General features: G+C 57.9%; 21 protein-coding genes and 6 pseudogenes. 15 read left to right on the forward strand and 12 right to left on the reverse strand.

Going from position 1 to position 23,360, the window contains the following annotated elements; all coding sequences use genetic code 11:
• Positions 1-470: 470 nt before the first annotated feature.
• Positions 471-1,052, forward strand: a pseudogene (locus tag KFK14_RS24345) (ArdC family protein); the annotation flags it as partial.
• A 136-nt stretch (positions 1,053-1,188) separates the two neighbouring features.
• Here KFK14_RS24345 and KFK14_RS24065 read toward each other — a convergent pair.
• The 9 genes and pseudogenes from KFK14_RS24065 to KFK14_RS24080 all read right to left on the reverse strand — a co-directional run bounded on the left by KFK14_RS24065 (position 1,189) and on the right by KFK14_RS24080 (position 6,680).
• Complete coding sequence (locus KFK14_RS24065; protein WP_212608827.1) at positions 1,189-2,181, reverse strand: tyrosine-type recombinase/integrase; 993 nt, start codon at positions 2,179-2,181, stop codon at positions 1,189-1,191.
• Complete coding sequence (locus KFK14_RS14805) at positions 2,178-2,891, reverse strand: tyrosine-type recombinase/integrase (protein WP_246524646.1); 714 nt, start codon at positions 2,889-2,891, stop codon at positions 2,178-2,180. Before KFK14_RS14805 ends, KFK14_RS24065 begins: the two co-directional genes overlap by 4 nt.
• 122 nt (positions 2,892-3,013) lie before the next feature.
• Positions 3,014-3,271 carry an ATP-binding protein gene (locus KFK14_RS24240; protein ID WP_281417152.1) on the reverse strand — a complete coding sequence of 86 codons (258 nt, stop codon included), beginning with the start codon at positions 3,269-3,271 and terminating at the stop codon, positions 3,014-3,016.
• Positions 3,268-3,876, reverse strand: a complete 609-nt coding sequence (locus KFK14_RS24245) for an ATP-binding protein (protein WP_425516688.1) — start codon at positions 3,874-3,876, stop codon at positions 3,268-3,270. Before KFK14_RS24245 ends, KFK14_RS24240 begins: the two co-directional genes overlap by 4 nt.
• 15 nt (positions 3,877-3,891) lie before the next feature.
• Positions 3,892-5,136, reverse strand: a pseudogene (gene istA / locus KFK14_RS14815) (IS21 family transposase); the annotation flags it as partial.
• A 110-nt stretch (positions 5,137-5,246) separates the two neighbouring features.
• A complete protein-coding gene (locus KFK14_RS14820; protein ID WP_246524647.1) occupies positions 5,247-5,474 on the reverse strand; it encodes a hypothetical protein in 228 nt (75 codons plus the stop codon).
• The gene (locus KFK14_RS24070) at positions 5,471-5,767 is read right to left on the reverse strand and encodes a tyrosine-type recombinase/integrase (protein ID WP_343227815.1); all 297 of its coding nucleotides are present in this window, start codon (positions 5,765-5,767) and stop codon (positions 5,471-5,473) included. Before KFK14_RS24070 ends, KFK14_RS14820 begins: the two co-directional genes overlap by 4 nt.
• 28 nt (positions 5,768-5,795) lie before the next feature.
• A complete protein-coding gene (locus KFK14_RS24075) occupies positions 5,796-5,972 on the reverse strand; it encodes a site-specific integrase (protein ID WP_246524648.1) in 177 nt (58 codons plus the stop codon).
• Between the two features lie 117 nt (positions 5,973-6,089).
• A complete protein-coding gene (locus tag KFK14_RS24080) occupies positions 6,090-6,680 on the reverse strand; it encodes a hypothetical protein (RefSeq protein WP_246525093.1) in 591 nt (196 codons plus the stop codon).
• A gap of 144 nt (positions 6,681-6,824) precedes the next feature.
• Here KFK14_RS24080 and KFK14_RS24085 point away from each other — a divergent pair.
• The 10 genes and pseudogenes from KFK14_RS24085 to rfbA form a co-directional block, all read left to right on the forward strand.
• Positions 6,825-7,109, forward strand: a pseudogene (locus KFK14_RS24085) (zincin-like metallopeptidase domain-containing protein); the annotation flags it as partial.
• Positions 7,106-7,327, forward strand: coding sequence for a sigma factor-like helix-turn-helix DNA-binding protein (locus KFK14_RS14835; protein WP_212608173.1), 222 nt, complete (start codon positions 7,106-7,108; stop codon positions 7,325-7,327). The pseudogene KFK14_RS24085 and the gene KFK14_RS14835, both read left to right, overlap by 4 nt.
• Positions 7,328-7,405: 78 nt before the next feature.
• Positions 7,406-8,125, forward strand: a pseudogene (locus tag KFK14_RS14840) (nucleotidyltransferase); the annotation flags it as partial.
• A 149-nt stretch (positions 8,126-8,274) separates the two neighbouring features.
• A pseudogene (gene istA, locus KFK14_RS14845) lies at positions 8,275-9,538 on the forward strand (IS21 family transposase).
• Complete coding sequence (gene istB / locus KFK14_RS14850; protein ID WP_281417154.1) at positions 9,535-10,395, forward strand: IS21-like element helper ATPase IstB; 861 nt, start codon at positions 9,535-9,537, stop codon at positions 10,393-10,395. The pseudogene istA (KFK14_RS14845) and the gene istB overlap by 4 nt, the downstream one beginning before the upstream one ends.
• A gap of 71 nt (positions 10,396-10,466) precedes the next feature.
• Positions 10,467-10,676, forward strand: a pseudogene (locus KFK14_RS14855) (nucleotidyltransferase); the annotation flags it as partial.
• Between the two features lie 748 nt (positions 10,677-11,424).
• Positions 11,425-12,015, forward strand: coding sequence for a dTDP-4-dehydrorhamnose 3,5-epimerase (gene rfbC, locus KFK14_RS14860; RefSeq protein ID WP_246524649.1), 591 nt, complete (start codon positions 11,425-11,427; stop codon positions 12,013-12,015).
• A 27-nt stretch (positions 12,016-12,042) separates the two neighbouring features.
• A complete protein-coding gene (rfbB, locus tag KFK14_RS14865; RefSeq protein ID WP_212608174.1) occupies positions 12,043-13,104 on the forward strand; it encodes a dTDP-glucose 4,6-dehydratase in 1,062 nt (353 codons plus the stop codon).
• The gene (gene rfbD, locus KFK14_RS14870; RefSeq protein ID WP_246524650.1) at positions 13,104-14,006 is read left to right on the forward strand and encodes a dTDP-4-dehydrorhamnose reductase; all 903 of its coding nucleotides are present in this window, start codon (positions 13,104-13,106) and stop codon (positions 14,004-14,006) included. Before rfbB ends, rfbD begins: the two co-directional genes overlap by 1 nt.
• Positions 14,007-14,012: 6 nt before the next feature.
• Positions 14,013-14,888, forward strand: a complete 876-nt coding sequence (gene rfbA / locus KFK14_RS14875) for a glucose-1-phosphate thymidylyltransferase RfbA (RefSeq protein ID WP_212608176.1) — start codon at positions 14,013-14,015, stop codon at positions 14,886-14,888.
• Positions 14,889-14,913: 25 nt separating this feature from the next.
• Here the strand turns inward: rfbA and wecC are convergent, their stop codons facing one another.
• Positions 14,914-16,218: a UDP-N-acetyl-D-mannosamine dehydrogenase gene (wecC, locus tag KFK14_RS14880; RefSeq protein ID WP_212608177.1), complete on the reverse strand. Its 1,305-nt coding sequence runs from the start codon at positions 16,216-16,218 to the stop codon at positions 14,914-14,916.
• A gap of 243 nt (positions 16,219-16,461) precedes the next feature.
• Between wecC and KFK14_RS14885 the strand changes: the two genes are divergently transcribed.
• Together KFK14_RS14885 and KFK14_RS14890 are read left to right on the forward strand one after the other, a co-directional pair.
• Positions 16,462-17,349 (forward strand): hypothetical protein, encoded by an 888-nt coding sequence (locus KFK14_RS14885; protein ID WP_212608178.1) that lies wholly within the window; start codon positions 16,462-16,464, stop codon positions 17,347-17,349.
• Between the two features lie 15 nt (positions 17,350-17,364).
• A complete protein-coding gene (locus KFK14_RS14890; protein ID WP_212608179.1) occupies positions 17,365-18,312 on the forward strand; it encodes a Kdo hydroxylase family protein in 948 nt (315 codons plus the stop codon).
• Positions 18,313-18,407: 95 nt separating this feature from the next.
• Here KFK14_RS14890 and KFK14_RS14895 read toward each other — a convergent pair whose 3' ends face one another.
• Positions 18,408-19,631 carry a polysaccharide biosynthesis/export family protein gene (locus tag KFK14_RS14895; protein ID WP_212608180.1) on the reverse strand — a complete coding sequence of 408 codons (1,224 nt, stop codon included), beginning with the start codon at positions 19,629-19,631 and terminating at the stop codon, positions 18,408-18,410.
• A 320-nt stretch (positions 19,632-19,951) separates the two neighbouring features.
• Here KFK14_RS14895 and KFK14_RS14900 point away from each other — a divergent pair, with 320 nt between their 5' ends.
• Together KFK14_RS14900 and KFK14_RS14905 are read left to right on the forward strand one after the other, a co-directional pair.
• On the forward strand, positions 19,952-21,640 hold the full coding sequence (locus KFK14_RS14900; protein ID WP_212608181.1) for a glycosyltransferase family 2 protein: 1,689 nt from the start codon (positions 19,952-19,954) through the stop codon (positions 21,638-21,640).
• A 4-nt stretch (positions 21,641-21,644) separates the two neighbouring features.
• On the forward strand, positions 21,645-22,454 hold the full coding sequence (locus KFK14_RS14905) for a DUF5672 family protein (RefSeq protein WP_212608182.1): 810 nt from the start codon (positions 21,645-21,647) through the stop codon (positions 22,452-22,454).
• Here the strand turns inward: KFK14_RS14905 and KFK14_RS14910 are convergent.
• Positions 22,451-23,185: a hypothetical protein gene (locus KFK14_RS14910; RefSeq protein ID WP_212608183.1), complete on the reverse strand. Its 735-nt coding sequence runs from the start codon at positions 23,183-23,185 to the stop codon at positions 22,451-22,453. The two genes, KFK14_RS14905 and KFK14_RS14910, sit on opposite strands and share 4 nt — an antisense overlap.
• Positions 23,186-23,360: the final 175 nt, after the last annotated feature.

The raw sequence follows: 23,360 nt of genomic DNA on the forward strand, positions 1-23,360 counted from the left end.
ACAACTGCCCACCATAATGGGTGCAATTTTTCTGCGCTCAGCCATGAAATCTGGAACTTCCCAGCCAACGCGAGACGTCCTGAACCATGGCCACGCCGTCCCGTCCCCTGCGGGGCCGGCCGCGTTCTACCTCCCTTTGGTCGGCCGAGCCCCGCCTGGCGGGTCTCGTCGGTGCCCGTGACGATCACTGACGGTGGCGCAGGCCTGACGGCCTGGCGCTGGCGGTCGCGCTTTGCGCGGCGTTTGGGGATCGCGGCCACCTGAGGGCCGGGAGGTGGGCGTCGCTCGCCTCTGGACCCATCGCGACGGGGCGCAACCCCTCGCTGCGCTCAGGGTCCTCCACATGCGTTCCGGCCACAGGTGCCCCCCGCCTCATGCGCTGTGTCCGCTCACCGCTCTCCTTGCCGCCCACCCCCCGCCCCTCCGGCGGGCCGGTGCTGTGAAAGGCAGGAAGGTTAGACCGTAAGGACATGGACAAGCAGCCACGTGGCTCGAGAGCGAGCCTCCACGACGAAGTGACCGCCACCATCATTGCCCAGCTGGAAGAAGGATGCCTCCCCTGGGTACAGCCCTGGCAGACCGACGATGCCGCTTTTGGACTGCCCAGGAACGCAGTGACCGGACGGCCCTATAGCGGGATCAATATCCTCATCCTGTGGAACGCGCTGTTCGGATCAGGCTATGCGACACAGAAGTGGCTGACCTATCGTCAGGCCATGGCGCTGGGCGGCAGCGTCCGGAAGGGCGAGAGCGGTGTTGGCATCTGCTATGCCGACACCTTCGTGCCCAAAGGCGCGGATGGCCAGGCGGAGGTCGGGGCCGATGGCGGTCCCAGGCACATCCCCTTCCTCAAGCGCTTCACCATCTTCAACATCGACCAGTGCGTCGATCTGCCCGAAGATCTCTATGGCGAAGATACAGGCGCTGACCCTGCCATCATCGTCCCCCATGCCGAGACGCTGATCAAGGCAAGCGGGGCGGATATCCGCATTGGCGGAAGCCTTGCCTATTATGCCCCCGGCGAGGACCGGATTCATGTGCCGCGGCGGCAACTGTTCGGCGCCCCTATCGATTATTACCGCACGGTCCTTCATGAGCTGGGCCATAATGCCGCGATCCGGATTATGCCGCATGGCGTCTGTTGGAGGCTGGTTTTCCGGGCATCGGCCATGCGGCGGTTCGGCATAATCAGAGGCCTTCCAAGAACGCGAGGAGCTTGTCGTCGGGGCGGAACCGGCCTGACGGGGTGGCTGGAGGGGCGACGCGAGCGAGCGCCTTTTCCTTCATCCGCATGTCGGCGTGGATGTAGATCTGGGTGGTCTCGACATTCTCGTGACCAAGCCAGAGCGCGATCACCGCTGGATCGACGCCGTGGTGGAGCAGGTCCATTGCCGTGCTGTGGCGAAGCGTATGCGGTGTGACCCGCTTGGTGCCGATGCTCGGGCACGTGCGCGATGCCGTGAGGCAGTGCTTGCGGACCAGATGCTCGAGAGCGTCGCGGCTCAGTCGTTCTCCCCGGATCGACGGGAACAGCGGTCTGTTCTCATCCTTGTCGTTGCCTATCCACGCCCCCAGCAGCCTGGCCGTCTCGCGGCGAAGCGGGGTCGCACGCTCCTTCCGGCCCTTGCCCATGCAGCGGATGTGCGCGCCGTTCCCGAGCACAACATCACCGAGCGTGAGGCCGACCAGTTCGGATGCCCGCAGGCCGGTCTGGATCGCGAGCAGGAGCAGCGCATGATCGCGCCGCCCCGCCCATGTTGTGCGGTCCGGCGCTGCGAGCAACGCCGCCATCTCGTCGGCGTCGAGGAACGTCACCGTGCGCTTCACATAGCGCTTGTTGGGCATGGCGAGGATGCGCTGGCATTGCAGCAGCCAGGTCGGATCGCTCATCGCGACGTAGCGGAAGAACGATCGGATCGCGGCAAGCCGTGTGTTGCGGCTGCGCGCGCTGTTACCTCTCGCTGTCTCGGTATGGGCGAGGAAGTCGGCGACCAGATCGGCGTCGATATCCTCGACGGTGAGCTTGACCGGCGGCTTCCCGCATCGAGCGCCTGCGTACCGCAACAGCAGGCGGAACGTGTCGCGATAGCCCGCGACGGTGTGTGGGCTCGCTTCCATTTGGACGCACAACCGATCGGTGAAGAAGCGCTGGATCAGCGCGGGCAAGGCGGCGGCGCTCATTGCACAGCCTCCCGGCCATCGGCGGTGGCCCGCGCCATCGCCAGATCGAGCAGTTCCGGAACCGCTTCCAGATACCAGTACGTGTTGGAGGGATCGCTATGGCCCAGATAGGTCGTGAGCCGGATCATTTCGCGCGCCGGGTCTTTGCCGGTGCGATACCAGTCGATCATCGTCCTCACCGCGAAGCTGTGGCGAAGATCATGGATGCGCGGTCCTCTGCCATGCTTGCAGTATGGCTGAGGAGTCCGGAGCCCGATCTGCTGGCACGCGTGCGCGAAGTTGTATCGGGCGGCACAGTCGGTGAGGCGGGTGGCTTTGTCGGTGACGAACATCGGCGTAACCGGATGGCCGATCAGCCGGTCACGCTCGACACGATAGTCGATCATCCGGGTGACGACGCTCGGGTCGAGTGGCAGCAGCCGCTCTTTGCCGAGCTTACCCTGTCGAACGCGCAGCACGCCATGATTGATCTCGAGGTCTTCACCATCGAGTGCCAGCGCCTCGCTGATTCTCAGGCCCGTGACGGCGATGAGTCCGAACAACGTCGAGCAGGTCAGTCCGCGCAGACCATAAATGGACGGCAGCATCTTGGCCGCCATGATGATCGCTCCGATCTCGGCATCGCTGTAGATGTGCGGTCGAGACCGTGCGATGGCGCTCGGCAGCAGACCTCGCGGCAGTACTTCATGTGCCGGATCGAAGCTGCTCAACCACTGCGCGAACAGACGGACAGCGCTGAGCCTCGCCCCTCGAGTTGTCAACGGGCGCCGAAGATTCCGCAAAAGTGGGCATCTAAAATTCCCTAGTTTGGCGGGAGGGTTTGTTTCGGTGATCAGCCGTGATGGAGATCGGGCTTTTCCTTTGCTGGCGGGCGGCCGCGCCGTTTCGGCAAGGGCGGTGGGTTGATGGACGTTGCCATGCGCGCATGCTCGGGCAGGAGGTCGGCGTGCTGTCGCATGCGATAGCTGGAGCCCTCGATCTGGATGACGACAGCGTGGTGAAGAAGGCGGTCGAGCAGCGCGGTGGCCACCACCGGATCGCCAAAGACATCACCCCATTCGGCGAAGCCGCGGTTGGACGTCAGGATCATGGCACCCTTTTCATATCGGGCGTTGACGAGCTGGAAGAAGAGATTGCCGCCCCCGGGCGTGACGGAAGATACCCGATCTCATCTACGACGAGCAGGGAGGATCGGCATAGGAAGCGGATCCTCTCGCGCAGCGTGCCCTCCCGTTCCGCCTTGGTCAGTGAAGCGATCAGATCGGCGAGCGGGATGAAGTAGACGCTCTTGCCCGCCTTCACGGCCTCGACAGCAAGGGCAGTGGCGATATGGCTTTTTCCCGGTACCGGGAGGACCCAACAGATGCACCACCTCGGCCCGGTTTGATGAAGTCCAGGCCAGCGAGCGCCAGGATGCGGTTTCCGGTCGAGCGATGGCTGGAAGGAGAAGTCATATCCGTCCAGAGTCTTGATGATCGGCACCTTGCCATGCGCAGGGCCGCCTTGATCCTGCGGTTCTCCCGGAGCGACAGTTTCTTCGTTCAGCAATATGTCGATGGCTCGATGCCATCGATTTTGCCCTGCTCTATGCCGCGCAGGGTGGCGTCGAGCATCTCCAGGGCGCGTGGCATTTTTAAGATGGACCAGGCTGCGGCGGATATTATCGACGCGGGATGCGGCACCCCCATGGTTCATGGCCGTTTCTCCCCGCGCCAGTTGGCTGCCGATCGCCTGATAGATGGCCAGGGAGCGCACAGCGACATGCTGGCCTATACGACCGATGGCGATTAACCTCTTTGCCATGGATACGGCGCTTGGCGCCGCTGCCGCCTGTCCGATGCGTAGGATCGATCCTGTACTGTCGGCGCCCCTCAAGAACCGGGTTCGGCAATGACCTGGCCCAGGTCTACGATCCGGATCTTTGTCGGGCAACTGCTGGATTTCGACGACGCGCCGGTGCGATCGGGAACGCTGTAGTAATTGCCGCCGACCGAGACCATCCCATCGTGGCTGACGCGGCGCTCCAGCTTCAGAACAGCGTCAAAGCGGCCCGCCGGAAGCAGCTGCAACTCAGGCTGCTCGGCGGCGAAGGCTTCAGCAATAATCCGCTGCGTCGTGCCGTGGACACGGACGTTTGGCGACGGTATCGAGCCAGTCGATCAGCTGGACATGAGATCGTCCAGATTGCGGAAGCTCCGGCCCAGGAAGAAGTCTTTGGCGGATATAGCTGAATGGCCGCTCGACCTTTCCCTTGGTCTTGGCCCATAGGGACGGCAGGCGCGCCGGCACGAAGCGATAATGCCCGGCCAGAGCCAGCAATGATCGATTGTAGATGATGTGGCCCTGATCGTCTTCCCCGGTCACAGCGGTTTTCATGCGATCGTAGAGGATCTCGATCGGGACGCCGCCGAGCGCTTCAAAGGCCTGCATATGACAGCGCAACAGGCTTTGGAGATCCTGATGCATGACGTAGCGCGCAAACAGGAAGCGCGAATGTCCCCAGCACCAGGCTGAACAGCCAGACGATCCGGCTGACGCCGGGCTCATCGGTAAATTCGACGACGAACGGGCAAAGTCGACCTGTGCCTGCACGCCAGGCGGCGTCTCGAACCGAACCTCAAAGGGCTAGGGCCGTTTTTCCGGCCGGATCGCTGCCAGGAACCGCTTTACCGCGGTATAGGCGCCCATATACCCCAGCTCACGGATTTCCCGCGTCAGACGCGCCGCCGTCAGATCGGGAAAGGCCGTCACTCGCTCACGCAAAATATCCAGATAGGGTGCCAGTTTGTTCGGTCGCCCCAGCATGCGAGGGCCGTAAACCGGGGCCTCGATGCCCCGTTCGATATATTTTCGGATGGTTTTGGGGTCGCGACCAGTGCGTCGGGCAATGGCGGATATCGATACGCCCTGCCGATGTAGTTCGAGGATCATCATCAATTCTCCAAGTCGGATCATCGGCCCCGTCTCCGTGTCTGCAAAGGAGATGAGGACAATGTCGGCTCATCTCATTCTGCCGGGGCTAGCCCCGGCAGAATGAGATGAAGGGGCCACCAACTAGGGAATTTTCAAAGCCCACTTTTGCGGAGAATTGCACGACCGATGACACGAGTCGAGGTCTGGGCCTCCGCCAGCGTGGCATGCCAGCGCAGGAACAGCGGCGTGTCGATATAAGCGGCACCCTCGCCGTCAGCGAACCGGGTAAAGCGGCGGAGGATGCGCTCGCTGGTGCCAAGATCGTAGCCGAGGCCGCGCCGGACGCTCAGATAGCGGTCGAGCTGGTCGGTGAGGCTCATAGCGTGCCTCCCGCAACCGGCCAGGGCTGCGCGATCGACCGCAGCCCGTCGATGTCGAGCCGCGCATATATCATCGTCGATGACCGCGATCGGTGTCGCAACATGTCGCCCACCTCGTCGAGCGATGCACCCGTGTTCACCAGTTGGGTGGCAAGGCTATGACGCAGCAGGTGCGATCCCACATAAGGCGTCACCGGCTTTTGGCCGGTCGCTTTCAAGGCATCTTTGAGGATGGCGTTGACGATCGTCCCATCCTTGAACGGCCGATGTGGCGCGCGATGCGCGACGAACAGCGTGCGACAGGTCGCCGGTCCTCGCTCCTCACGAAGATACCCGGCTCAGCGCGTCGCCGACCTCCGCGGTGAGCGGCAGACGGTCGTGCAGCTTGCCCTTGCCGCGCACCATCAGTTCGCCCGCGCGCCAGTCGATATCGTCGAGTTGGATCGCGACGACCTCGGCCGCACGCCCCGAGCCGGGCCATAACCAACAGCATCGCATAATCCCGCGCACCATGCCGGTGATTGTCGCGAACGGACGCAAGCACGGCCTCGACACCATCGGGCGACAAGTGGCGCGGCAGTCGTGCAGCCCAGCGTTTCGCCGTTTTTGGAACGCTCAGCGCCAGATTGGTCGCGGTCGCGCCGCACGCGAACAGGTATTGAAGGAAGATACGGACGTGGGTCGCCACCGTCTGTCGCGACGCGCGCTGGCCAGCACATGCTCCATGAAGCCGATTACATCGGCGGGGCACAGGCGCCCCGGATCGGGCAATGCCTTGCCAAACCGATAGTCGAGAAAGCGGCGCGCAAAACCCACCGAGTGCGGGATACTGCGCGGACTGAGGCCGCGCTGTTTGATGAGATAGGTCTCGAAGTCCGCCAGCAAAGTCGCACGCGCGATCTCATTGTCTGTCAGCGGCACCGGCTGCGCCACGCCGATATCGACCAAGTGCTGGACGAACCGGCGCGCGATGGTGTCGAGGCGTATTGTATTCTTCCGCTCCCTTGGAAGGTCGCGCGTCAGCGGCTCGACGCAGTCGAGCGTTACGGACGGGGGTGCGATACCCGCTTCGTCCAGAACCGCGCCGAACTTCCTCGCCAGACACCGATAAGCGATGATCGTCCGAGCTTTGTAGTTCTCTGCGGCATAGGTCTGCTCGAACGCCGCCAGATACGGCTCAACGCAGGTTTTCAGATTTTCGGACATGATCTTCGTGCTCCATGTTGTCGGAGCGACGAAGATTATGCCGAATGGCCCGCACGTAATCATGCCGCCAGCCGCGCTAATTCAGCGACATGCGGCATAATCCGGATCGCGGCATTATGGGTATTATGCCGATATCGGCATAACACCCACTGGACCGGACATGCACGCAGGCTTGACCGTTTCCATGGCGTCGCGGCCATCGATCCCCAGCATTGGTATGCACGGGAGGAGCTGGTTGCCGAGATGGCCGCAGCGTTCCTGTGTGCCGAGCTCGGGATCATCCCCACGGTCCGGCATGCTGATTATATCGGATCCTGGCTGGCCATCCTCAGGCAAGATAATCGCGCCATCTTCCGGGCCGCTGCCCAGGCGAGCAAGGCGGCCCGCTATCTGATGGCGTTCCTTATCCCCGAGGATGGCGAGTCATGAGCCGCCCCCCTCATCCCGCCCTCACCCCCGAGCGCCTCGAACAGGCGCTCGGGAGCATCGATCCCACATCTGCGCGGGTGTTCCACCTCCATGCGGTCGAGGGTCATGACTATGGTGCCATATCCCGCATCACCGGCCTTTCCATGCAGGAGGTGGAACGGCATCTGGCCAAGGCGCTGGCGGCGCTGGCCAGGGCGCTGGAGGACCCATCCTCATGATTATGGTCAAAGCGGGTCCATCTCCTCATCCTCAGCCTCTCGTCATGAGGCCGTGGATCGGTCTAAGGGATAAGTCGCATGCGAACCGATCTTGATCATCTTCCCCCGGCCAAGGTGCGTGAGCTTGAGCGTGTTGTGCAGATCCTGTTCGAGGAGTTTGGCGATGCGCTGGCGGGGGCGACCGGCCGCAAGCGGCTGGGGCGTATCGGCAAGATCATTTTGTACGGCTCCTATGCGCGAGGCGGCTGGGTGGATGAGCCGCATACCGCCAAGGGCTATCAGTCGGACTTTGATCTGCTGATCATTGTGAGCGGCAAGGAGCTGACGGACCGGGTTGCCTATTGGGCGCGTGCGGAGGAGCGTCTGAACCGGGAGCGGGCGATCACGGGCACGCTGCGCACGCCAGTGAACTTCATCGTGCACAGTCTGCAGGAGGTGAATGACGGTCTGGCGCATGGGCGGTACTTTTTCATGGACGTGGCCCGTGACGGCATCGCCCTCTATCAGGCCAATGACAGTGAGCTCCACACCCCCAAGCCCAAGACACCCGATCAGGCCCTCGCCATGGCCAGGGAGTATTTTGAGGAGTGGTTTCCAACGGCGAGTCATTTTCATGGCTCTGCCCAACATTCAATTTCCCAAGGTTGGCAGAAGAAAGCAGCTTTTGATCTGCACCAAGCAACTGAACGCCTCTATCACTGCGTGCTTCTGGTCTGCACCTTCTATACACCTCACGTGCACAATCTCGGGTTTCTGCGTACGCAGGCGGAGCGGATCGACCGGCGGCTGGTCCATGTTGTCATCGGTCGTGCAATTCTCCGCAAAAGTGGGCTTTGAAAATTCCCTAGTTGGTGGCCCCTTCATCTCATTCTGCCGGGGCTAGCCCCGGCAGAATGAGATGAGCCGACATTGTCCTCATCTCCTTTGCAGACGCGGAGACGGGGCCGATGATCCGACTTGGAGAATTGATGATGATCCTCGAACTACATCGGCAGGGTGTATCGATATCCGCCATTGCCCGACGCACTGGTCGCGATCCCAAGACCATCCGAAAATAATCGAACGGGGCATCGAGGCCCCGGTTTACGGCCCTCGCATGCTGGGTCGACCGAACAAACCTGGCACCCTATCTGGAATTTTTTGCGTGAGCGAGTGACGGCCTTTCCCGATCTGACTGCGGCGCGCCTGACGCGGGAAATCCGTGAGCTGGGATATATGGGGCGCCTATACCGCGGTAAAGCGGTTCCTGGCAGCGATCCGGCCGGAAAACGGGCCTAAGCCCTTTGAGGTTCGGTTCGAGACGCCGCCTGGCGTGCAGGCACAGGTCGACTTTGCCCGGTTCGTCGTCGAATTTACGATGAGCCCGTCAGCCGGATCGTCTGGCTGTTCAGCCTGGTGCTGGGACATTCGCGCTTCCTGTTTGCGCGCTACGTCATGCATCAGGATCTCCAAAGCCTGTTGCGCTGTCATATGCAGGCCTTTGAAGCGCTCCGGCGGCGTCCCGATCGAGATCCTCTACGATCGCATGAAAACCGCTGTGACCGGGGAAGATGATCAGGGCCACATCATCTACAATCGATCATTGCTGGCTCTGGCCGGGCATTATCGCTTCGTGCCGCGCGCCTGCCGTCCCTATCGGGCCAAGACCAAGGGAAAGGTCGAGCGGCCATTCAGCTATATCCGCAAGGACTTCTTCCTGGGCCGGAGCTTCCGCAATCTGGACGATCTCAATGTCCAGCTGATCGACTGGCTCGATACCGTCGCCAACGTCCCGTGTCCACGGCACGACGCAGCGGATTATTGCTGAAGCCTTCGCCGCCGAGCAGCCTGAGTTGCAGCTGCTCCCGGCGGGCCGCTTTGACGCTGTTCTGAAGCTGGAGCGCCGCGTCAGCCACGATGGGATGGTCCTCGGTCGGCGGCAATTACTACAGCGTTCCCGATCGCACCCGGCGCGTCGTCGAAATCCAGCAGTTGCCCGACAAGATCCGGATCGTAGACCTGGGCCAGGTCATTGCCGAGCACCCGGTTCTTGAGGGGCGCCGGCAGTACAGGATCGATCCTGCGCACCGGACAGGCAAGCAGCGCGCCAAGCGCCGTATCCATGGCAAAGAGGTAATCGCCATCGGTCGTGTAGGCGAGCATGTCACCGTGCGCTCCCTGGCCATCTATCAAGCGATCGGCAGCCAACTGGCGCGGGGAGAACGGCCATGAACCATGGGGGTGCCGCATCCCGCGTCGATAATATCCGCCGCAGCCTGGTCCATCTCAAAATGCCACGCGCCCTGGAGATGCTCGACGCCACCCTGCGCGGCATAGAGCAGGGCAAAATCGATGGCATCGAGGCCATCGACATATTGCTGAACGAAGAACTGTCGCTCCGGAGAACCGCAGGATCAAGGCAGCCCCTGCGCATGGCAAGCTGCCGATCATCAAGACGCTGGACGGATATGACTTCTCCTTCCAGCCATCGCTCGACCGGAACCGCATCCTGGCGCTCGCTGGCCTGGACTTCATCAACCGGGCCGAGGTGGTGCATCTGCTGGGCCCGCCCCGGTACCGGGAAAAGCCATATCGCCACGGCCCTTGCCGTCGAGGCCGTGAAGGCGGGCAAGAGCGTCTACTTCATCCCGCTCGCCGATCTGATCGCTTCACTGACCAAGGCTGAACGCGAGGGCACGTTGCGCGAGAAGATCCGCTTCCTATGCCGATCCTCCCTGCTCGTCGTCGACGAGATCGGGTATCTTCCCGTCACGCCCGGCGGCGGCAATCTCTTCTTCCAGCTCGTCAACGCCCGATACGAAAAGGGTGCCATGATCCTGACATCCAACCGCGGCTTCGCCGAATGGGGTGATGTCTTTGGCGATCCGGTGGTGGCCACCGCGCTGCTCGACCGCCTTCTTCACCACGCTGTGGTCGTCCAGATCGAGGGCTCCAGCTATCGCATGCGACAGCACGCCGACCTGCTGCCCGAGCATGCGCGCATGGCACCGTCCATCAACCCACCGCCCTTGCCGAAACGGCGCGGCCGCCCGCCAGCAAAGGAAAAGCCCGATCTCCATCACGGCTGATCACCGACACCAACCCTCCCGCCAAACTAGGGAATTTTAGATGCCCACTTTTGCGGAATCTTCGGTGCCCGTTGACACATGTCTGGCCCTCCGACAATCGCAAGGAGCGGGCGATGTTCGAGAAACTGAAGGACGCCTATGTGAAGGCGCGCTACTCAAAGCACTACCGCATCAGTGAGGAGGAACTCACATGGCTTGGTACCCAGGTCGAGGAGCTTGGGCGTGTTGTGCATGCTGTGTGCAGCGAAAGGATCGCGGCGCTGGAAGAGGCTGCCAGGTGATCGAAATGCTGGCGGTCACTGCAGCATTGTCCGGTACCCGCCGGCGGCACATCCCCTTACATAATTGACGTATAGAACCATCGCACTTTAAGCTGCGGCACACCCGACAATTTGGCGCTGATTTTGAGGCCTCGACCAAATGCTCAGCACATGGGCTAATCGTGGAAGTTCGGGCTCAAAAAATTCAAGATCTCACAAAAACTCATCTATCAACGCTTAGAGACAATTGAGAGATAGGGGGTGGGACACAAGATTGAAGGCTTATCTCTCGGGATTCTCGAAAGCATTATTATATTTCAATATTTTTGAGAGCGAGTCTCTCCGATTAACGAGACTGTAGCGAGACTCTTTAGCCTTTTTGGCAGCATCAAAAATTCAAATAAAATGCGACAGATTTCGCGGCGTGAATCGCCCATTGCAAAGCTGATTTTTGTACAAATTTGTTTAGCGTAAACTGCTCTCGAAAAGTCACAAAATAAGCAAATCATTCCTCACGGACGATCGATCTACCTGATGAAAAAGAGGTCTGAATTTTTACAAGCATCACGAGAATCATTGGGAACATGAGGCGCCTCTGATACGCAGATTTTTGGCGAGAGATCCCGAGCCAACGAGCTTGAATGGGGCCGTGTATAAAGGACTGTCGCACCGCTGACCGCGTTGAACAAGTGGTCAATCCACAATTTCAGACTAAGAAATTCCAGAATGACATCTCTCAGCGAGCTTGCTCTCGACGCAAGATTTTTCCATGGAGGCGACCATGGAATCAAACAGCATACCTTCCCCCATAAAACTCATCACACCACGCCGATTTGGCGATGACCGAGGCTGGTTCTCCGAAACCTACAGTGAAAAAGGTTGGGCTGAAAAAGGCGTAAGATGTCGCTTTGTGCAAGATAACCACAGTTACTCCAGACCGGCGGGCACCGTTCGCGGCATCCACTTCCAATCACCGCCCCACGCGCAGGACAAGCTGGTGCGGTGCGTGCGCGGCAGGATCATGGATTATGCCGTTGATCTGCGCAAAGGATCGCCCACCTATGGCCAGCATGTGGCGGCTGAATTGACGGCGGATAACGGGCATCAGCTTTTCGTGCCCGTCGGCTTCGGCCATGCCTTTGTTACCCTCGAACCCGATGTCGAAGTCATCTACAAAGTGTCCGACATCTATGCACCGGATTGCGACGGTGGCGTCTTGTGGAACTGTCCGACGATCGGGATCAACTGGCCGCTCCCTGAGGGTGGACCAACTCTATCGCCCAAGGATATGGTGCTTCCGGCGCTTGCGGATTTCGACAGCCCCTTTACCTACGATGGCCAGCCCCTGCTGCCGCTGTGAAGCGAAGAGCCATAGACGGAGACTAATGTGCGTATTTTGGTGACTGGAGGGGCCGGTTTTATAGGATCGGCACTGATCCGTCATATCATCAATGACACGGATCATGAGGTGCTTAACCTCGACAAATTGACCTATGCGGGCGTTTTGACGTCGTTGGCTCCTGTGGACCAATCTCCACGATATCGCTTCGTTCAGGGGGACATTTGCGACGGAGAACTGATTGCGACTCTGCTGAACGAGTTTCAGCCGGACATAGTTGCGCATCTGGCTGCGGAGAGCCACGTCGACCGGTCCATCGATGGGCCTGGCGAATTCATTCAAACCAATGTGGTCGGCACATTCACCCTGCTGAATCAGGCACTGGGATATTGGCAAGGCCTCCCTGCCGACAAGCAGGACATGTTCCGTTTTCATCATATCTCAACGGACGAAGTATTCGGCTCGCTTGGTGAAGAGGGTTATTTTACCGAGGAAACCGCATACGATCCGCGTTCGCCCTATTCCGCTTCAAAGGCTTCCTCCGATCATCTGGTGCGTGCGTGGGGCCATACCTACGGCCTGCCCGTTCTGGTCACCAACTGTTCGAACAATTATGGTCCCTATCACTTCCCGGAAAAGCTGATTCCACTCATCATCATCCGGGCGCTCAACGGCGAACCGCTTCCTGTCTACGGCGATGGCAGCAATGTTCGCGATTGGCTGTTCGTCGAGGATCACGCGCGCGCCCTGCGCACGGTGTTCGAGACCGGTGAGCCAGGGCAGACCTATAATGTCGGCGGCAATTCCGAACGGCGTAATATCGACGTCGTGAACGCCATATGTGCGGCACTTGATGAGCAATTGCCACGTAAAGACGGCATATCCTATGCGACGCAGATCAGTTTCGTGGCAGACCGCCCCGGACATGATCATCGCTACGCGATCGATGCGACGAAGATCGCAACCGAATTGGGATGGAAGCCCGAAGAGACATTCGAGCACGGGATTGCAAAGACAGTGGCGTGGTATCTCGAAAATCGCGACTGGTGGGGCGCTATCCTCGCCGGGCGCTACAATACCGGCCGGCTCGGCCTCGCAAAGGCAAGTTGATGCTGGACATTCTGATTACGGGTGGCACCGGGCAGGTCGGTCTTGAACTTGCGCGCCAGGATTGGGGACAGGACGTAACCCTGCACCTGCCCGATCGCACAGAGCTGGACATCAGTTCGACTGCGAGTGTCACATCCTATTTCAGCCAACGCACTTTCGCCGCCGTGATCAATCCCGCTGCTTATACGGCCGTTGACAAGGCGGAAGATGACAGTGCCGCAGCATTTCTATCCAACGCGCAGGGGCCGGCCAATCTTGCTGAGGCAACCCGCAAAGCAGGCATACCGCTGGTTCATGTTTCGACCGACTATGTGTTTGCTGGTGACAAGACTGGTCCATATGATGAAACGGATCCGGTCGCCCCTCTTGGCATTTATGGAGCCTCAAAACTCGCTGGAGAAATTGCGGTCCGCGCCGGCAATTCTCGTTCGGTAGTCATGCGAACGGCCTGGGTGTTAAGCGCCCATCGGGGAAACTTCCTCAAGACGATGTTGCGCGTTGCGGCGGCCAATCCACAGCTCCGCGTAGTCGATGACCAGGTCGGCTGCCCGACGGCCGCGAGCGACATTGCCCAGGCGCTCAAGACAATCACATTGCGGATGATTGCGGACGAAAATGCTCCGGCAGGCATCTATCATTTCGTCAATGCGGGTGAAGTGAGCTGGTGCGGACTCGCCCGGGAAATCTTCGCGATGAGCAAGGCTCGCGGAGGCCCGGACGCAGACGTCCTGGCGATCACAACCGCTGAATACCCCACGCCAGCAAGACGGCCGGCAAATTCCCGTCTGGTTACGCAAAAAATTTCGGCGGACTATGGCATCACCCCGCGTCCATGGGAAAATGCCGTGTCTGAGATCATCACAGAACTGACCGCAACGGTTCCGCAAACGGCAGAGGTTTAGCAGCTCTTGAAAGGCATTATTCTCGCCGGCGGTTCGGGCACGCGGCTGCACCCCATGACGCTTGTCACATCCAAGCAACTGATGCCGGTCTACGACAAGCCGATGATCTATTATCCGCTGACAACGCTGATGCTGGCTGGCATTCGCGAGGTACTGATCATCTCGACTCCCCGAGACCTACCCAGTTTCGAAGCGCTTTTGGGTGACGGCTCGCAATGGGGCATGGATATTCAATATGCCGTACAACCCAGCCCGGACGGGTTGGCGCAGGCGTATATAATCGGCGCGGATTTTGTCGGTGCCTCCAATTCTGCCCTGATTCTGGGTGATAATATCTTCTACGGTCATGGCGCCACCGAACTCTTCACCCGGTCACTCGAACGGGCCAACGGCGCGACGGTGTTCGCCTACCACGTTACCGATCCAGAGCGATATGGTGTGGTAGAGTTCGATTCAGGAATGCGGGCCTTATCGATAGAAGAAAAGCCGGTTGCGCCGCGCTCCAACTGGGCGGTCACTGGATTGTATTTCTACGACAATCAGGTGGTCGATATCGCCCGGAACCTGCAGCCGTCATCGCGCGGTGAACTGGAAATCACCGATGTAAATCGCACCTATCTGAACATGGGGCAGCTGTCGGTCGAAATGATGGGCCGCGGCTATGCTTGGCTGGACACCGGCACTCCCGACAGCTTGATAGAAGCCGCCGAATTTGTCCGGACACTGGAGAAGCGACAAGGTTTCAAGATCGCCTGCCCTGAAGAAATCGCATTCGAACAGGGCTTTATCAATGCAGAGCAACTCGAGCGGCTCGCCGTTGCCTTGGGCAAGAGCGCCTATGGCGTATATCTCAAGGCCGTGGCGCTAAGGCGCAGCAGCTAAACCGCTTCGCTCATCCGCTGCGAGATCAGCTTACGGCGCGGATAGGCGCAGGCGCGGATGACTTTGGCTGGTCCGGCCAGATGCCGCGCGTATCGTAGACAATCTTGTTGAGACGCTCGGCCACAGGCACCGATTTGAAGATGTCGTGATCGACAAGAACGATCAGGATATCGCAGCTTTCAAGCGCGTCATCCAGATCGATCAGTTCTGCACCCGTGCCAATAAATTCGGCGGGAACGTCCCTGATATGGGGTTCGACCAGCTTTACCCGGCGGCCGTAGCGCTTTGCCAGGCGATGAGCGACCTTGATGGCCGGGCTTTCGCGGAAATCGTCAATGTTCGCCTTAAAAGCAAGCCCCAGGCAGGCGATCGTTGCACCCGGCAATTCATCGATCACGTCAGAGGCATGAGAGACGACATAGTCGGTTTTCCCGTCATTGACCTCACGCGCCATACGGATCATGCGGGCGTTTTCCGGGTCCGAGTGGACAATGAACCAGGGGTCAACCGCGATACAATGGCCGCCCACACCCGGACCAGGCTGGAGAATATTGACGCGCGGATGCCGGTTGGCGAGCCGGATGACTTCCCACACATCGATGCCCATGCCCTCCGCGATCACGGAAAGCTCGTTCGCGAAGGCGATGTTGACGTCCCGGAAGCTGTTTTCGATGAGCTTTACCATTTCGGCAGATCGCGAGGTGGTGGTGACACACTGCCCACGCACAAACTGACGGTAGAAACTCAGTGCCTTTCGCGCGCAACGCGGCGTTATGCCACCAATACAGCGATCATTGTCGATCAGTTCGACCAGGATGCGGCCGGGCAGAACCCGTTCCGGACAATAGGCGATGGCGATGTCCGCCGCGTTAGGGCTGGCAGCGCCGTCGCGCGGCATCCTGAGGTCCGGCCGGAGCTGCGCGAGCAGGTCGCGCATTGCTTCGGTCGTCCCGACAGGAGATGTCGATTCAAGAATGACTGTATCGCCAGCCTTCAGCACCGTCGAAACGGCACGGGCAGCGTCGAGAACATAGCTGATGTCCGGCGCGCGATCTTCGGCAACTGGTGTCGGCACCGCGATGACGAAAACGTCGCTGGCCTCGACCTGTGTCGCAGCGCGCAGGTTGCCCCGGGCAACGACGCCCTGCACCAGTCCGTCCAGATCCACCTCCTCGATATGCACTCGTCCGCTGTTGACGGTCTCAACCACCCGCGCATTGTTATCGATTCCCAGCACGTTCATCCCCGACCGGGCGATCAGGGCGGCGGTCGGCAGGCCAATATAGCCAAGGCCGATGACGGAAACCTTCAGCGAAACGTCTGCGGGCATAGGAAGAGAACCTCAATGCATAGGCAGCGATGCAACCATCGCCGACCCGCACTATTTGGCGCAAAACCATGAATATTCCGTAATTCTTGCCGAAGAGATCGCGACATCCGTCCACCCCGGAAGCCTCCCTTCCATCTTGCGGCACGGCGAAGGGTAGTTCACTTCAAAATTCGGGAGACTCGTCCTGAAAGAGATGTCAAAACCTCATGCGAGCCGCTGCGAAGCCAATGCCGGGAGAGGCTGATGGCCATCATCGATCTGAACACAGACATCCCGAACAATATTTTCCTCATTCCGTCGACAAGGCCCAGAGAGGTGAGAGCGCATTTCGAGCGCGGCGACGTGGTTATCCTGACGGACATCAGGATCGATGCCGATTTCGAATTTCTGTCGAATATAGAGCCACCTACGGGAACAGGCGCGCGGCGCGATAAATATGTATTCTGGCAGATGAGGAATAAGGTCCCAAGCAATCAAGACCATGTCTGGAAGCATTTCAAAGACGGTCCTCTTCGGGAGCGTCCATCAGACTACAGAAAATTCCAAAATTTGGTGCGCCACGTCGAAGACCAGATGAATGATATCGTCAAAATCATATTTTCTCGAAACAAGTTCAGGAATGAAATAATAACCTGGAAATTTCAAAGAAATACTGGAGAAAATCTTCACATAGACAATTTACAGGGATGCAATGAGATCGCTCAGGTCCGGGTTTTTGCCAATCTGGACACGAAGCCTCGGCATTGGGCCGTGGGGCAGCACTGGGATCATTATGCCGAGCGCTATTACGATACACATAGTCTGAAAGAATGCGTTCATAACGCCTTTGAATTCAACGGTCGGCTAAATCACGCTGCCTTCGGTCCGAGCTGGGAAACCAGCGATGAACCGCGACACAGGATTGCATTTGATCCGGGAGAAGTTTGGCTAACAAACTCGGCCCTCGTCGCGCATCAGGTACGTGGTGGGAACCTTATGTGCATCGCGCATCATGAATATCCATATCGGCAATATATTGACCGCTCCGTCAGCCTGCCTTCACGATTGAAAGCATTGTCCAGACACCATTCCAAGTCTCCGGTAACTTTGATCGACAGGATGAGAGGCGCGATGACGCGGATCACGCGGTGAGGAGTCGCTGAGCCAATGCCAAAACTGGTGATAAATCCACGGATTCCTAATCCGATCCGGATAATAGATTACCGGCATTACTGCCGTGCTCCGGAAGAAAAAAGCGAAGAACTCGCAAGATTCTATGAAAATGGCGATCTGATCGTCCTCAAAAATTATACATTCACCGCAGGCCGGGATACCTTCAACAAAGTAGTTCTCCCCAACAAGCGTGGGAAAACAAAGCTATTTCTTCATATCGACGAAAAGCGGCACGGTGAGCCGCCTCGTGAGAAGGAATGGAACTCCCTGAAAGAACAAATAGAAAATGCCGACGTGAGCATCGATGAATTCAAGTCCGCGGTTGGAAAAGCCAACGGCGACCTGATGGATTTATGCGAAAGCTTATTTCCATTTTATCACTATAAAAGAAGATATTGCATATATAATTTGTGCGAAATGCTCGCCCACAATCTGCATTTCGATAGCCCGGAGCATGCGGGAGACTTCACCCAACTTCGCGTATTCGTCAATCTCGACAATTTTCCAAGGATATGGCGCATTGGCGAGAAACTGGAGCAGGTCGTCGACGATTGCTACGATACCGGTCGCTTGAAAGACAGCATCGGCAAACATCCTAGAGAATTTACGCGACAGACAACCAGGTCGGCCTTCGGCGATCGTTACGAAAGCGGCGCGCACCGCTATTCCATGCACTCCATTGCGTTCCATCCCGGAGAGGTGTGGTTCCTGAACCCAAACATGCTGGCCCATGAAGTGGTCTATGGCCGGCGGATTCTGGATGGCGCCTTCCTTTTTGATGCCTCTTATCTGCGCAACCCGCAGCGCTTTTATCCCAGGATAGTCGAAACCCTTCACAAAGAGCATTTGGGAGCAGCAGCCTACACATGGCGCAAGGGCACAGAGAAGGTTCGCAGCCACCTCCGCGCGATCCTCCCAACAAGGATCGCGCCTAAGAGATAATACTCTGCCAGTCAGGCACGAACGCACAAAGCCTTGCTGACTGGCACCCCGACCATTCCGGGATGCCAAGCGTCAGATGAATGAGCAGGCTGTCGTCAATTATTGCTCAAGGTATTCTGAATGGACAGGATCGGGTAAACCAGTGACGCTACGATGTTCACAAATTTCTGAATATCCGCCAAAGGCGCGTTCGATACATAAAGGGTGTCGCCGTTACGGATGGGAAAACCCTGCGCGACGAAGAAGGTAGCGGGGTTTTTCAGATCGATCCGGTAAATCACGGGCACCTTTCCATCGGGAGTCGTCCTGATCGGGCCAGCGTTTGTCAGGTCTAGAGCAGACATGTCCTCCAACCTGAACAGGAAAACGCCTTTCACATCCGCCCGGTTATCCTGAAGGCCACCAACGCGACCAAGAGCCTGCGCGAGGGTAATACCCGTCGCTTCGAAAGGTACCTCAGCATTGGCACCGGTCGCGCCCAGTGCTGTGAAGCTGTATGGCTGGAACAGGACCGTGACGACATCATCCGCCTGAAGCCGGATATTCTGACGCGGATCGCGAATGACCGTTTCCATCGGCATGGACATGACTTTGCCAGCGCGCGTGACCTGAATGGTCGTCTTACCGACGGGCTGCTTGACACCTCCAGCACTCGCGAGCGCGTCAAGGAGTCTTTCTCCCTTGGATGTCAGGGGATAGAGGACGTTCGCGTTAACATCGCCGACTATAGTGGCGTTGGTGGCGACATTCCTGATCAGCCTTACCGAAACCTGAGGGTCATGCGCCTTGCCGGTAAGCCGCCTGACAATATCGCGCTCGATTTCCTGCGGCGTCTGGCCAGCAGCCTGAATGCTGCCAACGAAGGGGATAGATATCCGGCCATTGCTATCGACCATCTGTTCCGGGAGTGTCGTTCCCCGCGCAACGGAATTCGAAGATACGGATAGCGTCGCGTCCCCGCCGGTCGATCCAAAAAGGGCGGCGGGCGGAGCCTCCCAGATCGCTACATCCAGCACATCACCGCGGCCAATTTTCATACCAATCGGGACACCGTCTCCCAACCCGTCGGCAAAGGTCGCGCCTCTGCTGCTGGACATTACCCGGCGCGCAACGGAATCGGTAAGATCAATGATTTTGATATCGGCGTTCACGACCTCAGGATGGGATTCCGCGCGATTGACCGCACCAGCGGATGGCCCGGCCGCCGACGTCGTGCATCCGGAAAGTAAAGGGATCAAAAGACTACCCAACAAGCACATTTTAAGGCTGCGAGAGCCAGAAAACACGCTGGCTCTACCGTTGAAAAAACAAGTCTGCATTTATATCGCCTAGTTGGTTGGGTGCCCAGCATTCCCCTGAGCGACGCTTCTTGCACCAATGCCCCGGAGTGATCAACAATAAGCTCTAAACCTCCCCATTTCGGTCGCTCTCAGTGGTTAATGGTTGGGCATGAGCACTGATCGCCAATAGCGAATATGGGGAGAAAATGGGCAGGACAGCCGGCATTTGCAGTCTAGGTTTTTGTCGGTTTGTGCTATACTGCCGCAGGCATGACGCGATACTGTTGATCCGCATGCTCCTACTCTCTGCTCCCGGTCTCCCGAAAATTTAAGCCTGTCCCATGGATGCGTGCTCTCCATTGAAAAGATTCGTCATCGTGATGTGGCTGCGCGGCGCAGTGCTTCTGTTCGCTTTCAGGCGCGACCCGGCCATGTTCCTGCGCGCCATGATTTGGCGCATTCGTGGGTTAAAGGTCCGGTCGCGTAACACGCTTGCCGTTTTAGGGGGGCAATCCCCACAAGCCTATCGTCTCTGGATCGCTACAAGAGAGCCGGGATTCCCTCCGCAGCAAAAAGATGACGTGGTCGAGATTTCCTTGCTTGTGTTTGTGGATACCCAGTCGACACAAAACGCTCTGAAAGCCACGTTACAGTCGGCGTCGAACGCAGGAGCCACACAACATATTCTCCTATATGATCCAAATGGCGTAAGCAGTGAGTTGCAAGCCAGTGAAGCCGGGCAATTCAAACTGACGGTCATTCGCGACGGAGAGGCCCTGAAAGGCGCTCTCTCCTCTTTAGCCGAGACATGGGTTTGCCCGGTTATGGCCGGCGATCGACTGCATCGGAACAGCCTGGGATTTTATCAACACGCTCAACATGAAATGTCGCTACCCAAATGGGTAATTTATGGAGACGACGATCTTGTCGGCGATGAAGGCAATCGCTCCACACCCTATTTCAAACCTGATTGGAACGCTGAACTCTACAAGTTTCAGGACTATCTGCGGTTTTCATGTATCCTGCGGATCGATAGCTCTTGCATCCCGGGACACAGCATCGCGGAACCTGCAAATTTCGTGACATCCATGATCGGGCTTACGATCGACAAACATGCGACCCGGCCGACACATGTCGCTCAGATACTCCATCACCGGCAGCAACGCATAATGGATGTGGCAGGGGCAGAAATAGGGGCGTCATATCGGACTTCGTCAGCGCCAGTCGGCGAGAAGGTCAGCATAATCATTCCGACCAAGAATCAATACAAGCTGCTGAAGGCATGCATCGACGGAGTATTCCTGACGGATTATCCAAACAAAGAAATCATCATCATTGATCATGAGAGCGATGAGCAGGAAACCGTTGAGTATATCCGCCATCTCGAGACCCAGGGCGTTTCGGTCATGAAATGGCGGGGTATTTTCAACTATTCCGCAATGAACAACGAAGCCGTCAAGCTAGCCACCGGTAGCTATCTCTGCTTCCTGAACAACGATATTGAGATGACGAAACCGGATTGGCTGTCGAAGCTGATGGAGCGAGCCTCCCGGCCGGATATCGGGGCAACCGGTGCGAAATTATTATACCCCAATGGTACGATTCAGCATGCGGGTGTTACGATCGGCATCGGCGGCGCGGCGGGCCACGCCCATCGCTATTGCCCGGACACCAGCAGCGGATATTTCAATCGCCCCCACCTCCCACAATATATGATGGCAGTGACGGCCGCCTGCATGGTTGTGAAGAAAGAGAAATTCGAGAAGGTTGGAGGCTTCGACGAGGTCAGCTTTCCGGTTGCGTTCAACGACGTCGACCTTTGCCTGAAATTGGGCGAGGCGGGCTGGCAATCCTTCTATGAACCAAATGCGGTGCTGATCCACCATGAATCCATAAGCCGGGGCAGCGACATGCTTCGTAAAAATCGAACGAGATTTGCCCGTGAACTCGATACGCTCAAACAAAAATGGAGCACTGACGAGGTTCGCGACCCTTATCATAACCCCAATCTCAGTCGGCTGTCAGAACAGTTTGTAATCGATATCTGATCCTATGAAAAAGCTGTTGCTTCCCGATGTTACATTATGCGCTGCATCCTCGGTCAACGTGGAGCAGACCATATCCGCGATAAGACAGTGTCAGGCCGGCATCACATTCGGCCGATCCATCCTGCTGACAGATTTGCATTGCCCGCATGCCTCGACGGAGATGGAAGTCGTAAAAATCGCCCCCCTCCGGTCCGGGGCGGCATATTCGTCGTTCATTATCGAACAGCTCCCCGATCATATCGATACGGGTTTCGTCCTTTTGGTTCAGTGGGACGGGTTCATCATCAACCCGGAACTGTGGGATGCACGGTTTTGTGACTATGATTATATCGGCGCCAGCTGGCCACAGTTTCAGGATGGCTGCAGTGTCGGAAACGGCGGCTTCTCTCTGCGCAGCCGAGCTTTACTGCAGGCGTGCAAAGACCCGGAGTTCAGGGGCAGCCATCCAGAAGATGTCGCGATCTGCCGGGAGAACCGCACTCTGCTGGAAAAAAAGTTCAGTCTGAAATTTGCGGAACCAGCCCTCGCAGACAACTTCTCATTCGAGCGGCTGAAACCGGACAAACCAACTTTCGGTTTTCACGGCGCGTTCAACATGGTCCAGACGATGGGATCGGCCAGCTTTTGGGATGCTTATCAGACCCTCGATGACAAAGGCAGCCTCTTCACCGATTTCTGGGCAATTATGTGGGATGCGATCAAGCACGGAGGTCAGGCTGGCTGGCCAAGAACCCTGCGCATGATCGCCACCTTTTCAAAGGATTACATGCGCCATCGCCGCGGGATTACCCCGACGAGGCCTGGAAAAAGCTAAGCCGCAGTGCTCTTCGGGACTATCGCGGAAGCAAGGGATTCGAGATAATATGCCTGCTCCTGCAGCCACAGATCTCCAAATTCGACATCTTTGCATTCTTCAAACCAGGGTCCGCCATTTGTATAGTGGATTACCTTTGGCACCGTTGCAGGACGGGGATATTCGCCCTCCAAGAAGTTCCACTCCAGCGCCAGTTCCCCGATGTCATTATCGTCCCTGATCCAATTGAACCGATGCAGGAAGGCAGGCGGCGCCGAGTTGACGATGGACGGGGAAAGCGCACGCACATCGGGGTGGCTGCAGTTAATCACCATAAAAGATGACCAATTTTTTCGCGGATAGCTAGTCTGCTGCTTGCCGTCCATTTTCATATCATGCGCAGGCATATAGTCATGTTTTACGACATAGAGCGCCTTCGACGGATCAAGCCCTTCAAATACCTGCCTGATATCTGCAGTATACAGAAAATCGCAATCGCAGAACACGACCCATCCCGATTGCGCCGCGAGATAAGGCGTCAAAAACCGGGTCAGCGAAAACTCCGTCGATGACATTGGATCAAAGGGGCGGGTGTAAAGACCCAGCTCTCTCAAAGCGCTTTGCCGGATAGGAATGACGTTCAGTTGCTGATCGGCATGGCGCAGCAAGGAATAGCGGCAAACCTGCCAGGCAATATCTTCGCGCGTGTCATAACCCACAAAAATCTTGGGATTGGCGGGTTCAGCACTCATCAAAAGCTCCTCAGCAACTCGGTCGATATGGCAATTATGCGCAAATCCCTCAATACCCATGGGACCCGCGCTTGCCGGTTACAACCCAAAATCGCTGCGCCACCTCTTGCAAGGGACTCATGCCCTGCCCTATTGGAAAGCGCCGATGACCAAGGGCATAAAAGGTTAACCGTGC

It is taken from the genome of Sphingobium phenoxybenzoativorans (genome assembly GCF_018286635.1).
Lineage (GTDB): Bacteria > Pseudomonadota > Alphaproteobacteria > Sphingomonadales > Sphingomonadaceae > Sphingobium > Sphingobium phenoxybenzoativorans.

Excerpts from the sequence above, each read along its gene's own strand:
- KFK14_RS14820 (WP_246524647.1), bottom strand. The coding sequence starts at position 5,474 with ATGAGCCTCACCGACCAGCTCGACCGCTATCTGAGCGTCCGGCGCGGC.
- KFK14_RS24240 (WP_281417152.1), bottom strand. The coding sequence starts at position 3,271 with ATGATCCTGACGTCCAACCGCGGCTTCGCCGAATGGGGTGATGTCTTT.
- KFK14_RS14885 (WP_212608178.1), top strand. The coding sequence starts at position 16,462 with ATGGCCATCATCGATCTGAACACAGACATCCCGAACAATATTTTCCTC.
- rfbD (WP_246524650.1), top strand. The coding sequence starts at position 13,104 with ATGCTGGACATTCTGATTACGGGTGGCACCGGGCAGGTCGGTCTTGAA.
- KFK14_RS24245 (WP_425516688.1), bottom strand. The coding sequence starts at position 3,876 with ATGAACCATGGGGGTGCCGCATCCCGCGTCGATAATATCCGCCGCAGC.
- KFK14_RS14910 (WP_212608183.1), bottom strand. The coding sequence starts at position 23,185 with ATGAGTGCTGAACCCGCCAATCCCAAGATTTTTGTGGGTTATGACACG.
- KFK14_RS14905 (WP_212608182.1), top strand. The coding sequence starts at position 21,645 with ATGAAAAAGCTGTTGCTTCCCGATGTTACATTATGCGCTGCATCCTCG.
- KFK14_RS24080 (WP_246525093.1), bottom strand. The coding sequence starts at position 6,680 with ATGTCCGAAAATCTGAAAACCTGCGTTGAGCCGTATCTGGCGGCGTTC.
- KFK14_RS24065 (WP_212608827.1), bottom strand. The coding sequence starts at position 2,181 with ATGAGCGCCGCCGCCTTGCCCGCGCTGATCCAGCGCTTCTTCACCGAT.
- KFK14_RS14895 (WP_212608180.1), bottom strand. The coding sequence starts at position 19,631 with ATGCAGACTTGTTTTTTCAACGGTAGAGCCAGCGTGTTTTCTGGCTCT.
- wecC (WP_212608177.1), bottom strand. The coding sequence starts at position 16,218 with ATGCCCGCAGACGTTTCGCTGAAGGTTTCCGTCATCGGCCTTGGCTAT.
- istB (WP_281417154.1), top strand. The coding sequence starts at position 9,535 with ATGAACCATGGGGGTGCCGCATCCCGCGTCGATAATATCCGCCGCAGC.
- KFK14_RS14890 (WP_212608179.1), top strand. The coding sequence starts at position 17,365 with ATGCCAAAACTGGTGATAAATCCACGGATTCCTAATCCGATCCGGATA.
- KFK14_RS14835 (WP_212608173.1), top strand. The coding sequence starts at position 7,106 with ATGAGCCGCCCCCCTCATCCCGCCCTCACCCCCGAGCGCCTCGAACAG.
- KFK14_RS24075 (WP_246524648.1), bottom strand. The coding sequence starts at position 5,972 with ATGCGATGCTGTTGGTTATGGCCCGGCTCGGGGCGTGCGGCCGAGGTC.
- rfbC (WP_246524649.1), top strand. The coding sequence starts at position 11,425 with ATGGAGGCGACCATGGAATCAAACAGCATACCTTCCCCCATAAAACTC.